The 16009-nt window shown below is 41.1% G+C and carries 12 protein-coding genes; 3 read left to right on the forward strand and 9 right to left on the reverse strand.

Annotated elements, in window-relative coordinates; all coding sequences use genetic code 11:
• Positions 1-6: 6 nt before the first annotated feature.
• The 3 genes from pstA to F887_RS04890 all read right to left on the reverse strand — a co-directional run bounded on the left by pstA (position 7) and on the right by F887_RS04890 (position 3908).
• Positions 7-1401, reverse strand: coding sequence for a phosphate ABC transporter permease PstA (gene pstA / locus F887_RS04900; protein WP_005295949.1), 1395 nt, complete (start codon positions 1399-1401; stop codon positions 7-9).
• Positions 1398-2777 carry a phosphate ABC transporter permease subunit PstC gene (gene pstC / locus F887_RS04895; RefSeq protein ID WP_005295952.1) on the reverse strand — a complete coding sequence of 460 codons (1380 nt, stop codon included), beginning with the start codon at positions 2775-2777 and terminating at the stop codon, positions 1398-1400. The genes pstA and pstC overlap by 4 nt, the downstream gene beginning before the upstream one ends.
• A gap of 99 nt (positions 2778-2876) precedes the next feature.
• Entirely contained in the window at positions 2877-3908 is a 1032-nt protein-coding gene (locus F887_RS04890) for a substrate-binding domain-containing protein (RefSeq protein ID WP_005295954.1), read from the reverse strand.
• A gap of 357 nt (positions 3909-4265) precedes the next feature.
• Here F887_RS04890 and F887_RS04885 point away from each other — a divergent pair, with 357 nt between their 5' ends.
• On the forward strand, positions 4266-4715 hold the full coding sequence (locus F887_RS04885) for an SRPBCC family protein (RefSeq protein ID WP_005295957.1): 450 nt from the start codon (positions 4266-4268) through the stop codon (positions 4713-4715).
• A gap of 93 nt (positions 4716-4808) precedes the next feature.
• Here F887_RS04885 and F887_RS04880 read toward each other — a convergent pair whose 3' ends face one another.
• The 3 genes from F887_RS04880 to F887_RS04870 form a co-directional block, all read right to left on the reverse strand.
• Positions 4809-5861, reverse strand: a complete 1053-nt coding sequence (locus tag F887_RS04880; RefSeq protein ID WP_005295959.1) for a DUF6670 family protein — start codon at positions 5859-5861, stop codon at positions 4809-4811.
• Positions 5862-6102: 241 nt separating this feature from the next.
• Entirely contained in the window at positions 6103-7485 is a 1383-nt protein-coding gene (locus F887_RS04875) for an amino acid permease (protein ID WP_005295962.1), read from the reverse strand.
• 138 nt (positions 7486-7623) lie between these two features.
• The gene (locus F887_RS04870; protein WP_005295964.1) at positions 7624-9345 is read right to left on the reverse strand and encodes an alpha-keto acid decarboxylase family protein; all 1722 of its coding nucleotides are present in this window, start codon (positions 9343-9345) and stop codon (positions 7624-7626) included.
• A 135-nt stretch (positions 9346-9480) separates the two neighbouring features.
• Here F887_RS04870 and F887_RS04865 point away from each other — a divergent pair, with 135 nt between their 5' ends.
• Positions 9481-9966: an Lrp/AsnC family transcriptional regulator gene (locus tag F887_RS04865; RefSeq protein ID WP_005295966.1), complete on the forward strand. Its 486-nt coding sequence runs from the start codon at positions 9481-9483 to the stop codon at positions 9964-9966.
• Between the two features lie 72 nt (positions 9967-10038).
• On the opposite strand, the gene F887_RS04860 is transcribed toward F887_RS04865, so the two are convergent.
• The 3 genes from F887_RS04860 to F887_RS04850 all read right to left on the reverse strand — a co-directional run bounded on the left by F887_RS04860 (position 10039) and on the right by F887_RS04850 (position 14673).
• Positions 10039-11469, reverse strand: a complete 1431-nt coding sequence (locus tag F887_RS04860) for an aldehyde dehydrogenase family protein (protein WP_005295968.1) — start codon at positions 11467-11469, stop codon at positions 10039-10041.
• A 297-nt stretch (positions 11470-11766) separates the two neighbouring features.
• Positions 11767-13299, reverse strand: a complete 1533-nt coding sequence (locus tag F887_RS04855; RefSeq protein WP_005295970.1) for a pyridoxal phosphate-dependent decarboxylase family protein — start codon at positions 13297-13299, stop codon at positions 11767-11769.
• Between the two features lie 3 nt (positions 13300-13302).
• The gene (locus tag F887_RS04850) at positions 13303-14673 is read right to left on the reverse strand and encodes a diaminobutyrate--2-oxoglutarate transaminase (RefSeq protein ID WP_005208276.1); all 1371 of its coding nucleotides are present in this window, start codon (positions 14671-14673) and stop codon (positions 13303-13305) included.
• 465 nt (positions 14674-15138) lie between these two features.
• Here F887_RS04850 and F887_RS04845 point away from each other — a divergent pair, with 465 nt between their 5' ends.
• A complete protein-coding gene (locus F887_RS04845; RefSeq protein WP_005295973.1) occupies positions 15139-15840 on the forward strand; it encodes an SIMPL domain-containing protein in 702 nt (233 codons plus the stop codon).
• Positions 15841-16009: the final 169 nt, after the last annotated feature.

The following is a 16009-nucleotide window of genomic DNA, read 5'->3' on the forward strand; positions in this document are numbered from 1 at the left end:
CCTCAATTACCAACGCACTTCAAATTTCTTACGGAGCCAAATAGCAAGGCTGTTCAAACCAATCATTAATGCCAGTAACACAATAATCGCAGCGGCAGTACGTCCTTCGAAGAAGTTACGTAACTCATTACCTTGCCATAAATAAACCTGTACAGGCAACGCTGTCGCTTGATCAAGCGGTGTGGTCGGTACGCTTGCCACGAAAGCGCTCATTCCGATTAAAAGCAATGGTGCAGTTTCACCCAGTGCATGCGCCACCCCAATGATCGCACCGGTCATAATGCCGGGTAATGCCAGCGGTAACACATGATGGAAAATTGTTTGTACTTTCGACGCACCTAGCCCCAAAGCCGCTTGACGAATCGAAGGAGGCACTGCTTTTAACGATGCACGTGTGGTAATAATCACCGTTGGCAAAGTCATTAAGCTGAGTACTAAACCACCCACTAATGGCGCAGATAATGGCAGTTGCATCCAACCAATAAAGATCGCCGCACCCAACAAACCAAATACAATCGAAGGAACTGCTGCCAAGTTGTTAATGTTGACTTCAATAATGTCAGTCATCATGTTCTTTGGCGCAAACTCTTCAAGATAGATTGCACTCGCAACACCAATTGGAATCGAGATCACAATCACGATCATCATCATGAATAATGAACCCATAAATGCACCCGCTAAACCACTTGTTGCAGGTGAACTACGAGAATCTGGACTAAAGAACAAGTTGGTATTGAAGGTATTCTCAATAATCCCTTCAGCCTTTAATTGATCTGCAAGTTGACGTACTTCCGGTTCAAGTTGTTGCTGATCATCTGGCAAAGTACGGTCAATATTCCCCGCCAACCACACATCAACATTGGCATCCGCTAGAAATTTGATCTCTTCTTTTGTTCCAATCAGCGCAGGATTTTTAAGCACCATATCACGTAAGCGATACGCTTCCGAACTGGTATATAAACTGCTCAGATAATCACGTTGAGGCTCTAATGCTTTATTTTTAGCAACAATGCCATTTACGATCAAGGCATCCCAGTCCACCATACCCATTTCAGTTTGCCAAGCAACCATGCGCTCTTCAAAATGAGCGGGTGTTTCACCTGCGGTTTGCTTTGGCTTCGCACCCACATTGATAATAGCTGGATCAAAATAAACAGGAACGGTCATGCTACTTTGCCAAAAAGATGGTAGACCTTTCGCCAAGATACTGCCAAACAGTAAAGCAACAAATGCCAGTGCGATAACAACCGCCGAGATACCTGCAAAGCGAAAGGTTTTTTCTTTACGATGACGCTTGGCCAAAGAACTTTGGATCTTTCTTTTACGCTGCTCACGTTGTTCAGCAGCTACTTGAGGATCCAATACGTTCTGATCCAGAGGAGATGTATTTGATGAACTCATTCGTATTGCTCACGATATTTACGCACGATGTACAGTGCAATAATGTTTAGACCCAAAGTAATCACAAACAGCGTTAAACCCAGTGCAAATGCCACCAGTGCTTGTGGGCTCGCAAAGTCAGTATCTCCCGTTAATTGCTTCACAATCGTCACGGTCACTGTCGAAACTGCTTCAAATGGATTGGCATGCAACAATGGACTATTCCCTGCTGCTAGCACCACAATCATGGTCTCACCGACTGCACGGGATACTGCAAGCAAGAATGCACCTGTAATCCCTGGTAGCGCAGCAGGTAAAACCACTTGACGAATGGTTTCTGATTTGGTTGCACCTAAGCCCAAAGAACCGTCGCGTAATGCACGAGGCACCTGAGTAATAATGTCATCGGATAATGATGAAACGAATGGGATAATCATAATTCCCATTACAAAACCTGCCGTGAGTGCACTGGTCGCATTGATATTAATACCAACGCTTTCACCGACAATCTTGAAGAATGGACCAATGACCATTAAGGCAAATACACCATAAACGATCGTAGGAATCCCCGCCAAAACCTCAATCGTAGGTTTTGCCCAAGAACGTAAGCTTGGTGATGCATATTCAGCTAAATAAATCGCAACCAACAAACCAATTGGCACCGCAACCAATAATGCGATACCACTGACCATTAAAGTACCCCAAATCAGCGGTAAAATGCCGTAACTACCTTCTGCATTTCCTGATGTACTAAAGCCTGGATTCCATTCAGTACCAAAGAAGAAATCAACTGGGCTAACAAAATGGAAAAAGTGTAAAGCTTCTTTCAACATCGATAAAACAATACCGATGGTGGTCAGGATTGCGACACCAGAGCACAGTATCAATGCAACATTAATAGTTTTTTCGACTTGGTTACGCGCACGGAATTGTTGGCTCACATGGCGCTTTGCCCAAACCAAACCAGCCAACCCTGCACTAATGACCACTGCAAGTTTTGCGAAAGAGCCAATGGTTTGGAATTTTGAAAGCTGTTGCGCTGCTGCAAGTTCATAGGCTGCTGGTTGATCTGTTACCCCGAAACCAGACGCAATTGCTTGCACTCGACTGGTTAAAACATCACGACCCGCCGCATCTAAAGTCGAACTTACAGACGCAGGAATATTATTGAAAATAATATGTTGTAAAATACTTGGTTCAACCAAGTTCCAAATAATCAAAATTAAAAAAGCAGGAATACCACACCACAAAGCAACCAACGCCCCATAATATCCTGGGCGAGAATGTAGTGTTGCTGAGTTATTTCCCTTACCTGCTAGGTTACGGCTTTTACTCAGCCCGATTTGATATGCAATTGCCACAAGGGCTAATAACACACCGATAAGTAGCAGATTCATGTAATCTCCACTGTTTTCTCAATTTTCATGATTTGAAAAAACTTAGCTAGACAAAAAGGCTGATGATCCAACGTCTCACCAGCCTCCCTTTTAACAATATTACTTAACTGATTTACCAGCTTTGAAATCAGCTAGGATTTTTGCGCGCTCTTTGTCGCTTAAAGGAATTAAACCAGCTTTTTCTAATTTAGAACCTTTACCAGAAATTTTCTTGTTTAAGAAGAATTCTGTGTACTGTGGTAAGCCTTTGATTGATTTCAAGTGCTCGCCCTTCACATAGAAGAACAATGGACGAGAAACAAGGTAGCTACCATCTAATACTGTTTTCTCTGATGGTGTCACACCATTTACAGTCGCTACACGTAATTTATCGCGGTTTGAGTCATAGAAACCTAAGCCAAATACGCCAACTGCGTTTGGAGAAGTCTTCAAACGAGCTAGAGTTTCAGTATAGTCACCCGCGATTTCAATTACACGACCATCTTTACGGAAAGTTGAACATGCTTTCTTTTGATCATCTTTGCTTAAAGCTTTGTAGTAATCAAATGCTTCACAACCCGCATCAATCATTTTCTCTTGGAACACTTCACGTGTACCGTGGTTAGATGCAGGAATGACCAGTGTAATTGGTTCATTTGGTAATGATTTATCAATTTGGTTCCAAGTGGTATATGGGTTTGGAACTAATTTACCGTTTGAAGGCAATTGTGCAGATAGTGCTGTGAATACATGAACTGGTTTTAATTTATAAGCCGCTTTTTTTACATTTGATGCGAATACGATACCGTCATAACCCACTTTGATTTCTTGTACTTGGTTTACGCCAGACTTTTTACATGCATCTAATTCTGTGTCTTTAATTTGACGAGAAGCATTCGCGATGTCGATAGTGTTATCACCCACACCTTGACAGAACTGCTTCAAACCACCACCCGTACCACCTGAACCAACAACTGGTGCTTTGAACTGTGGGAATGTGTTGCCAAACTCTTCAGCAACAATACTTGCAAATGGTAATACAGTAGATGAACCAGCAATTTGAATCGTATCACGAGCTGCATTCGCAGTCGTTGCTACAGTTGCCCCAGATACAGCTAATGCAATTGCGATGTGACGTGGATTTAAGCGCATTCTGTTTTCTCTCATTTATGCAATTTGATTTACAACTCTTTTCAAGTTAAGTGTTGTACTTTGGTTAACTGCATTTTGAGCAGATAATATGACAATTAAGTGACAACTTTATGACGCTTTTGTGATGGTCATTTTCCAAGACTAATTTTTAGAAAATTCTTGGTCATAAAACCTTATTTTTCGCTGTATTTTTATAAAATAATTATAGATGAACAAGAAAAAAATTAGCAACGAAGCATTGAATTCTATAATTTTTTAATAATCACAAGAACTTTGACTTAACAAAAAGCATCTTGGTCATCTCTGAGAGTTTATATATGTTTTATGACAATTCCCTATCAGAAAAGGACAGATAGCATGCTCAATCCTGTCACAATTGAAACACAGATGATGATTCGTAAACCTGTTCAACAGGTGTTCGATGCTTTTATCCATCCTGAAATCACCTCCAAGTTCTGGTTTAGCTCCTCCACAGGGAAACTTGAGCAGGGTACAACCGTTGAATGGACATGGGAAAAATACCAAGTTTCAAGCAAAGTGACGGTCATAAAAATCATTGCCAATGAACTGATTCAAATTCAGTGGGGTGAGCCCAGCAGTACCGTCGACTTTATCTTTGAACCATTAACAGATGATCAAACTTATCTGAAGATTCAAAACTACAATATTGCTTTACACGGCGATGAACTGATTGCTTTTATTATTGATAGTACGGGCGGTTTCACAACAGTACTGGATAGTTTAAAAGCCTATTTAGAACATAATCTACAACTTAATCTGGTACAGGATAAGTTTCCGCCCTTCTAACTAATCAATAAAGCAGAGCAATCAATAAGATAAACCACAATGCATTGCTCTTGATTCATTTAAAAACCATAACTCCATGCTGTCAGTAAATTATTAACCCTCTCGACGGTCAATATATTCCATGTATCCTCGCCCCTCGATCTCACGTCCTTTATAAAAGCCTTCATAACCATAACCACCGACATACCCATTACTCATCCCATATAACATGGTGGTATCCACTTCTCCACGAATAATAATCTCAGTATCGCCACGTTTATTTTTGACTAACCAACGGAATTTAAATGGCAGTTTAAGCGGTCGACCATCTTCTGCAATCGCTAACCGAGACTGATAACTTAAAATTTCAAATTCAGCGTCCAAAGCTTGATTCCCCCCTTCTATATTTCGAAGAAAGGCTTTATTCACCATTTTTTCGCCATTAAAGTGTGTTTCATTCAATAAAAGCTGCGTCTGTTCATCAAGTGAAACAATATGATAGGTACTAAAATCGAGCGGAATTTTTCTCTCCGCAATAGATGATGAATCATTCAAACTCTTACAGAAAGCATATTCAAAGGTACATAATCCTGAAATTTTTTGGATACCACCTTGATAGCGAAAATACCCTTCATAATATGATAACAAGCTAAAGTGGTCATACATCGGCATTTGTATAAACCAAGACACCTTATCGGTGTTTTTAAGTTGGATATCCAGTTTGAATTCAGCTTGACGAATCACAACACGGTAATATGGATACTGCCCTGCAATGCTGACATCTTTGCCAAACTGTAAAAATGGATTAGCTTCAGCAGACTGATAATTTTGCGGGATTAAATGACTTTGAGAATGCCGTGCCATTTTTGCCGCAGTCCCTGTCACAATCATGGCATTCTTGCCGAGATGGGTTTGCAACAATGGATCAGGCTCAACCGCCTCAGACTCGGCTGAACTAACAATAGAAAGAAAGCTAAAAAATTGATGTGGATCAGGTAAATCTGGAATAATGATTCCGTAACGACTCCAACCTTTTTGTTGGGCCCGATGTTGAGGTTGCCAAGCGAATTCTTGTAAAAAAGACCGCTTGGAGCGTATCGTAGGATGATCGATTGCCTTATGCATTTGCTTTATAAAGCCCATGAAAGCAGGCCATTGATTGAACATATTGTTTTTCTCAGTTTTGGGATGAGTTCGAGTTGCCTAGAACGCGTCCTTGTTCATATTTTTCCTTTTATAAAATACATAGATTTATCCAGATAATTTTATTGAAATAGGTCTAGTTTTTTGACTAAAAATGACATTTTCAATGAATGTCCCGATACAACCTAGCAATATGTAGTTTGCATAAAGAAAAAGAGTCCAAACCTTGGACTCTTTTTCTTACGCTGCATAGGCAAATTTCAACTTAAATATTTGGCTGCGCGGCTGTAGAGATAACGTTCTTCTTTTTATATTTTAGTACGTACATCAGTGCTAAAACACCCAACCAAATCGGCCCAAGAATCACCGCTAAACGCATATCAGGTGTCATCGCCATAATAATCAGGATAAAGCAGACAAAGCTAATGGTTAAATAATTACTCCATGGGCTCCAGAGACTTTTAAACTTGGTCTGATGTTGCTTCAGGCGCATTGCTTTATTAAATTTCAAATGTGTGACCGAAATCATCAACCAGTTAATGACCAAAGCAGCAACCACCAGCATCATAAACAGCTGAAAAGCTTCACCAGGAATTAAATAGTTGACCACCACACAAATTGCCGTCACCGATGCAGAGACAATGGCAGCAGGTACAGGAATACCACGCGCATTGACTTTTTTCAATATCGCAGGTGCATTGCCCTGTTCTGCCAAGCCATGCAGCATCCGGCTATTACAGTAAATACAGCTGTTATAAACCGAAACCGCCGCGATCAAAACCACAAAGTTCAATATATTCGCCACACCATTACTGTTTAACGACTGGAAGATTAAGACAAAAGGACTTCCTCCTTCCGCCACCATATTCCACGGATAAAGACACAATAAAATCCCAATTGCACCAATGTAGAAAATCAAAATACGATACACGATCTGATTGACTGCTTTTGGAATAGTGGTTTCAGGTTTCTTAGTTTCTGCTGCAGCGATCCCGATCAGCTCAAGTCCGCCAAACGCAAACATAATCACCGCAAGTGCCATGACAAAACCATGCGCACCATGTGGGAAAAAGCCACCGTGTTGCCATAAATTGGCAATGCCTGCTTGCGGTCCAGCAGAACCAGAAAGTAAAAGATAAGCACCAAAACCAATCATGCTTAAAATCGCAACAATCTTGATGCAGGAGAACAGAAATTCTGACTCACCAAAGAAGCGGACATTGACCAGATTAATTGCATTGATCAACACGAAGAAAACCAGTGCAGTCAGCCATGTGGGAATTTCAGGCCACCAAAACTGGATAAAGGTCCCAATTGCACTGAGTTCTGCCATACTAACCAGCACATACAGCACCCAATAATTCCAACCTGACATAAAGCCTGCCATTCGGCCCCAGTACTTATTGGCAAAATAACTAAATGAACCACTGACTGGTTCTTCGACTACCATCTCACCTAAATGACGCATGATTAAAAAAGCAATCACACCTGCAATTGCATAACCCAATAATATAGAAGGCCCTGCCAGTTTGATGGTTTGTGAAAGACCAAGAAATAATCCTGTACCAATCGCGCCACCTAGCGCAATTAACTGAATATGCCGATTGGACAATCCTTGTTTTAACTCATGTTTATTGTTTACATCCATCACTTTATCTCCAATGTGTGTGTCACATCCTGTACACCTTTTATACAGCGCATGATTCGAAGCTCACCATGAAGCTCCGAATCTGATTCGCTCTCTTATCAATTTATAAATTTGAAGATTTTCCAAATTTTCTTCTGATTAGAAGGAAATTGCTTTTTTACACGGTAATGCTTGGGAACGTTGTTTTAAGATTTCATAACCTCGATCGCCATAATCAAAACGGGCAATCACCGAAGCAAACTTTTTCAGGCTCAAGGGCGCATCCATAGCGGGCAGTTTTAATTCGATAAAGGTCAGACCATCAAATTGATCAATATTTTCTAATGTTTGTTTAAGTTGACCAGCGGTTTCTACCACACAACTTTTATAGGCTTTCATGCCATTAAAGACATTTGGAATTTCGGCATATTTCCAATTCTGGACATCGTTATACGCAGCATTCTCCCCCATGATCAAACGTTCAATGGTATAGCCGCCATTGTTCAATAAGAAGATAATCGGCTTGAGATCATGACGGATAATGGTTGAGAGTTCTTGTACGGTGAGCTGAAACGAACCATCCCCAATAAATAGGATTTGGCGGCGTTCAGGTGCCGCCAGCAAACTGCCGAGTAAAGCAGGCAAGGTATAACCAATCGAACCCCATAGTGGTTGGGCAATATATTTCGCAGTTGCAGGCAACTGTATACCTGCCAAAGCAGAATTCGAGGTTCCTACCTCTCCGATAATGACATCATCTTCTTTTAGAAAACCTGCAATTGCATTCCATAAAATGTCCTGACTTAATGTTTGCTGTTCCGAAACTTCCACAGTTTTTAAAGGCTGTTTCTCCAAAATCGGTTTGGATAGTTTACGCGCTGCAACCTTCTTATTCAGTTCTACCAGAAGTTGTCCAATTTCAATGCCTGGAAAATCCTGTCCAAAAATCGTCAATGCATAGGGCTTAATTTCGATATAGTTTTCAGTAGCAATTTGATGGGTAAACACGCCTGTTCCCACATCACTAAAACGTACACCAACACCAATCAAACAGTCGGACTGTTCAATGGTATTGCGAACCTGCGGCTGACTCGCTCCACCGACATACGTTCCCACATAACGAGGTGAACCTTCATCCATAATATTTTTTGCCGTAAGCATGCTGGCAAAGGGAATCGAACATTTTTGTGATAAATCACTCAGTAGTGAAGTTACCCCAAAGACGGATGCTTCATTATCAATTAACAATGCCGGATTTTTAGCAGAACCAATTACCTCACACAGTTTCGCGACAGCGCTGTTTAATAGCTCGGGCTCCACCGCTGGATAGGACAAATCTAATGCACGATCTGACACTTCAATTTTAACGTGGGTAATATCTGAAGGTAGCTGGATATGAACTGGACGACGATCCAGAAAACACTGGCGTAATACACGGTCAATTTCAAAGGCTGCGTTGGCGGGGGTTAAACGTGTTTGCGCGACCGTGAACTCTTTCATGCAGTTCATGATATTGTCGTAGTTGCCATCCACCAGTGTGTGATGTACTAAAGTTCCTTTCTGCACCACATGCAAAGGTGGAATACCCGAAATATGCACCACAGGCACATTCTCTGCATACGCACCCGCAATGCCATTGATGGCACTTAAATCACCCACACCATAAGTGGTGGTGAGTGCGGCAAACCCATTGATCCGCGCATAACCATCTGCCGCATAAGCAGCATTTAATTCATTACAATTACCGATAAATTCAAGTTGCGCATCTGCTTCAACTTGTTCGAGATAAGAAAGGTTAAAATCACCAGGTACACCAAACAGATGTTGGATACCCATTTGTTGAAGACGAAGATTTAAAAAATCACCAATTTCTATGAACATTGCTCTACATCCTTTCAAGTCAATTTTTTATTCCATAGAAAAATAATATTTCATCTACCTGTTAAATTTCGTGCATAATAAAAACGGATTTTAATAAAAATACAATATTTGTGTATCATAAAAGGATTTTATGCAATGGATAAGTTCGACTGGCAAATCATTCAGGCATTACAAAAGAATGGACGGCTCACCAATCAGGAAGTGGGAGATTTAATCGGTTTATCTGCTTCCCAGTGTTCTAGACGACGGCAACTACTGGAGCAAAAAGGCGTGATCTTGGGTTATGCAGCCCGCATTCACCAACAAGCCTTAGGTTTGGAGGTAACAGCAATGATCCATATTAATTTGCGTATTCATGAAGCCAAGTCACAGCAAGCATTTCAGGACCTCATTGAAGCTGAAGACAATATTCAAGATGCCTTTTCAATTAGTGGCGATGCAGACTTTATTTTAAAAGTTGTCGCGGAAAATCTGGAACAGCTTTCCCAATTCGTTACCGAACGGCTACTTTCTTATGGTTTTATTGGACATATCAAATCTTACATTGTGTTAAAAAAAATCAAAGAACAGAATCATTTTTTAAGTAAAAGCAAAAGTCATAGTTACTACCCTGCAACTTAAATCCAATTTTAAACAGCAGCATGCATAAAAAGAAAAAGGCGGATATCGAATCCGCCTTAAAATTATAAAAGTTTAAACTTTATTGATATGCAGCGTTTGCCCAATGGTATTTTCCAGCAAACCTTCCATCCCAAACTCAGCACCGACACCCGACATTTTCCAGCCACCAAAAGGCGCATGTGGGACAATTTCTGCATGAGTATTGATCCACACTGTTCCACATTCGAGTTGTGCTGCATAGAACTGTGCCGCTTTCAAATCACTCGACCAAATTGAACCACCTAATCCAAACTCACTCGCATTGGCACGCGCGATCGCATCATCAATGCTGATATATTTGAGAATTGGCAACACTGGGCCAAACTGTTCTTCCTGCACTACTCGGCATGTTTCATCCAGTTCAGTGAGAATGGTCGGCGCAATAAAATAGCCCTGCGTAGGTAATCTTTGATCACCAGATAAAGCTTTCGCTCCATGCGCCATAGCATCAGAAATTAAAGCTTTGACTTTCTGGTATTGCATCTGATTTTGCACTGGCCCGAAGGTCGTTCCGGCAGCCATACCATCACCCACGATCTGTGCATTAGCAATATCAGCAAGTTTTTGTGCTAAAGCATCGTATTGGCTTTCATGCACATATAAGCGTTTTAAAGCCGCGCATGTCTGTCCACCATTTAGAAATGCAACGTTAAAAATACGATTGGCAATCTGGTCTAGATCCGAATCAGGTAATACAATACCTGCATCGTTACCGCCAAGCTCTAAAGTTAAGTGTTTCAAGGTCTTGACCGCACCCGACATAATATGTTGGCCAGTCTTGGTTGATCCAGTAAAAACAACCTTTTGTACATCTGAATGCGTTGATAGCGCTTCTCCAATTTCGCCATCCCCTACGACGATCGAGATGACACCTGCTGGCACTTCTTGCTGAATGATTTCACACAGCTTTAAAGTGGCTAAAGGCGTAAATTCAGATGGTTTATTGATGACCACATTCCCTGCACGTAAAGCAGGCATGATATGCCAGACGGCGATCATCAGTGGCCAGTTCCAAGGTGTAATCGAAGCGACGACACCTAGAGGTTGATAGTGACGTTCAATACGTTTCTGCTCGCTATCTTCCAAGACATCCACGGGTAAGTCCAAACTCGCAGTATACCGCGTCCAGCCAATCGCACCCTGCACCTCCATCTGTGCCAACGCTAGTGGCTTACCTTGCTCAAGTACCACTAACTCAGCCAACATTTCCGCATGTTTTTCTATCCCATCAGCAATTTTATTGAGTATGCTTTTACGTTCGTCATGGGAACTACGCTGCCAGCTTTTAAATGCTTGTTGCGCTGCAGCAATGGCTTGATTCACCTGCGCAACTGAAGCTTTGGCGCAACTTGCTGCAACTGTACCTGTTGCTGGATTGATAATATCGAGTTCGCCCGCTTCACCGAGGCAAGATTGACCGTTAATAATCAGTTTAAATTCGTTTTGCATATTCAGTTGTTGCATGTGTTGTTCCTTCAATTCATTGTCATCATGGCTCTCATTTTTGATTTTGCTCTTATCAAGGAAATCGACCGCTACTAAGCACAAGACAAGTGATATTTATCCAGCAAAAAACTTGAGAATCTTTCAATACAATATGAAATTTGCGCGTCACAATTTATGCGTAATTATTTCTGATTCTTATTTAAAATGCATACTTTGTGCATAAACATTGCAAAACAAACACAAGAACTGAATAAAGAAAATTTTGCAGCAATAAAAAAGGCACATAATGTGCCTTTTTTATTGCTTTAAGATCAATTAATCGATGGCTGGAACATAAGTCCCTGCAGCAATTGCATCTTTAATACGATCAGTTTCTGCAAGCACTAATGCAAGCAAGTTCTGAACGTTTTCAAGCGTTGCAACTGGGCTTAAAGTGGTCATTTTCAATGATTGAACATTGCCTACTTTGGTCACACCAATATTCGCTTCACCACGTGCAAATAGTTCATCTGCAACGTTTTGGTTCAAGCTATCGATAAATTCAGCAGGATAACCTTCTGGTACAACACGGAATAAGACTGAAGCAAACTGAGGTTCAATCAACAATTCAAGACCAACAGTCGCTTTAATATAATCAGCAACTTCACGCGTTAATTTCACACCATGATCAATCATCGAACCATAAAGCTCTTCGCCTAATGCTTCAACGGTCATCCATAATTTCAATGCATCAAAACGACGTGTCGTTTGTAATGATTTAGACACAAGGTTAGGTACACCATGCTCTTCGTCATAAGCAGAGTTCAAATATTCTGCTTCATAATGCATAAAGCGATAGTTTGCTTCGTCTTTCAACAAGAAAGCGCCACAGCTAATGCTTTGGAAATAATGTTTATGGAAATCAAGCGTAATTGAGTCTGATAATTCAATCCCATCAAGCATTGCACGATGGTCATTTGAAAGAATCAGTGCACCACCCCAAGCTGCATCAATGTGCATCCATGAACCATACTTGGTGGTAATTTCACGGATTTTCTTGAGTGGATCAATCGCACCCGCATCTGTTGTACCCGCAGTTGCAACAACACACGCTACAATTTTACCTTCAGCTTGAAGATGCGCCATGGTTTTTTCCAGTGCATCGACATCCATCTGTGCATTTTCATTCACAGGAACGGTCACAACTGACTGGAAACCCATACCCATCATCGCCATGTTCTTTTGCACAGAGAAGTGTGCATTTTCAGAACAGATGACTTTGACGTTTTTCATTGCTTCTGCTGGGATACCATCACGCTGAACAGACCATGGCTTAGCATTTTCGTCTTTCCAGTTTTTCGAAATGCACCAGTCACGCGCAAGCAATACACCCATCAAGTTTGACTGCGTACCACCAGAAGTGAACACACCTGCTTGACCAGCACCATAGCCCACTTTTTGGCGAAGCCAATCAATCAACTGAACTTCCATCAACGAACCCGCTGGGCTTTGATCCCATGAATCCATTGATTGGTTGGTCGCATTGATTAGCACTTCCGCGATTTGGCTCATCACCATAGTCGGGCAGTGTAAGTGTGCAAGTGAGTGTGGATGATGTACTTTTAAGCTCTTATTGAGGAAAAGCTCAATCATGCGTTGTAAAGATTGTTGTACACCTAAACCATCTTTAGACGGTTGAAAAGAAATTGCTGCACGCAAATCTTTAATGCTTCCGCCCGTGTACATTTTATCATTTTGCAACCATGCTGAAACGGCTTGTACCGCCTCGCCCATTGCTGACTCATAGTCAGCAATGGATTGAGCATCATTGCAGAGTAACGCTTTACGATGTTCTGCAAAATCAACCATGAATTAGCCTCGTACTGCTTTTAATGCTTCAGCAACAGCTTTCTTGAAGCGAGCAACCGCCTCTACGCATTCTTCGTGATTGATAATTAATGGGCAAAGTAAACGGATGACTGTACCGTTACGGCCGCCTTTTTCAAGCAATAATTTATTGTTGAAACAAGCAGTTTGGATTGCAGCAGCCAATTGAGCATCAGCTGGTAGTGAACCCATATGATCCGCTGGTTTACGCTCGTCAACGATCTCAACACCGATCATCAAACCACGACCACGTACGTTACCGATACATGGGAATTCTTGAGCAAGTTTCTTGAACTCAGCTTGTAAGAAGTCACCACGCTCTTGCGCATTTTGAGCAAGGTTTTGTTCTTTGATCACTTTAAGTGAAGCTAAACCTGTACCCATGGCAAGTTGGTTACCACGGAAAGTACCCGTGTGACCTGCTGGTTGCCAAGCATCAAACTTACGTTTAATACCGAGTACTGCAAGTGGCAAACTACCACCTACCGCTTTAGACATCACCACAACATCAGGCTCGATACCTGCATGTTCAAAGGCAAACATTTTGCCTGAACGTGCAAAACCAGCTTGAACTTCGTCCAAAATTAAAACGATGTTGTGCTTTTCAGTCACTTCACGAATTTTTTGCAACCATTTAACAGGTGCAGTCACGACACCGCCCTCACCTTGAATTGCTTCAAGAATCACAGCAGCAGGTTTCGTCACACCGCTTTCAACATCTTCAATGAAATTTTCAAAGAAGTAAGTTAAAGCATCAACACCCGCTTCACCACCTAAACCAAGTGGGCAACGATATTCATGCGGGTATGGCATAAACTGTACGCCAGGCATTAAGCCATTCACCGCATTCTTCGCAGACAGGTTACCTGTCATTGCAAGTGCGCCGTGCGTCATGCCGTGGTAGCCGCCAGAGAAACTAATCACTGTGCTACGACCTGTGTAGGTTTTCGCTAATTTAATTGCTGCCTCTGTACCATCTGCACCAGATGGACCACAGAACTGTAGACAATACTCTTCCTTACCACCTGGTAATTGCTCAAGTAATGCTTCAGTAAATGCATCTTTTAAAGGCGTTGTTAAATCTAAAGTATGCAATGGGAGACCGCTTGCAAGCGTATCTTGAATACTTTGAATTACCGCAGGATGGTTATGACCTAAAGCCAATGTTCCTGCCCCAGCTAGACAATCGAGGTACTCAGTACCTTCAACATCAGTAACCCAGCAACCTAATGCTTTGGCTATCGCTAATGGTAATTTACGTGGATAGCTACGAACATTGGATTCCATCTGACTTTGGCGAGTCAGGTAGTATTCGTTAGTAGAATTAGTGGCAGGGTTTACAGAAGTAACGCTCATATCGAATTACCATCTCTGATATGGGTAAAAGAAATAAGTCTGGTGACTTGCGGTCGTTTGACTCGGTGCTTTTTAGAATCTAGTGAGACACAAATTTTATATCTTTCAACTAGGAGCGAGATGATACCTAATTTTGAAATAAAATAAACACTTTTTATGTCTTACGTTCATCTAATCTTATTGAAAAAATGTTTCGTTCCAATAAGTATGATGAATTATCATCATACTATGTGACAAGCTAAAGAAAGTAAGCTTTTTTTAATTGGACTTCTGTTTTTAGATAAATGGTCAAATTAATCCATATAATTCATTCATTTTTAATATTTTTTGTTTTATTTTTCTGTTGCAAAACACTGCTAATCCCTTACAAAGTCACCACAAAATATGCAGAAGTTCACCATGAGTTCTTTTTAATATCAAACTTGTAAAAATAAATTTTCGATACTAAATTCTAAGGAAATTTTTATGCGTACTTTAGCACTTGCAACAATGATGATCGGGGCAGCACTCAGCCCAAGCCTTTTTGCTCACGAGACAGAAAATTTGAACTACAATATTGTCAATATCCAAGCGGATGCTTCACGCCAAGTCGCGAATGATGAAATGCGTGCCGTTCTTTATATCGAAAAAAGCAACAAACAACCTGCTGAATTGTCAAATCAGATCAACCAATTGATGAATCAGGCGCAAGCAATTTCACGTAAATATTCACAAGTGAAAGTCGAAACAGGTGCACAAAGTACCTACCCTGTGTATGACAATGACAGTAATAAACTGAAAGAATGGCGCGCTCGTGCCGAGATCCAACTTGAAAGTAAAGACTTTAAAGCAGCGAGCCAGTTGATCAGTGAGTTACAACAAACCTTCCAAACACAATCCATTAACTTTACCGTGTCTGATGAACAGCGTAAAAAAGTTGAAAATGAGTTGTTGATTGAAGCTTCGAAAAACTTCCAGCAACGCGCGCAAGCGATTACTCAAGCTTGGAGTAAAGCCCAATACAATCTGGTCAGCTTGAATCTGAATACCAGCAATTACTTCCCACAACCAATGATGCGTGGTGGTATGGCGAAATTTGCCATGGCAGAAGCGGCACCTGCTCAGGATATGGCAGCGGGCGAATCTAAAATCACAGTTAACGCCAACGGTTCAATTCAGTTTAAATAACCTCAATTTCATCCCCCCACTAAAACCGTGCTCAAGCACGGTTTTTTGTGTTTTTAAATAGCCAAAAATATCTTTAGCAAAAAAACAATTAACTTAACTCATCCCATAGTTATAAGTGATAATCGTTCTTATTTCATTTGTTCGAATAACTGATTAATATTCGGAAAAT

Source organism: Acinetobacter sp. NIPH 2100, assembly GCF_000369805.1.
Taxonomy (GTDB): Bacteria; Pseudomonadota; Gammaproteobacteria; order Pseudomonadales; family Moraxellaceae; genus Acinetobacter.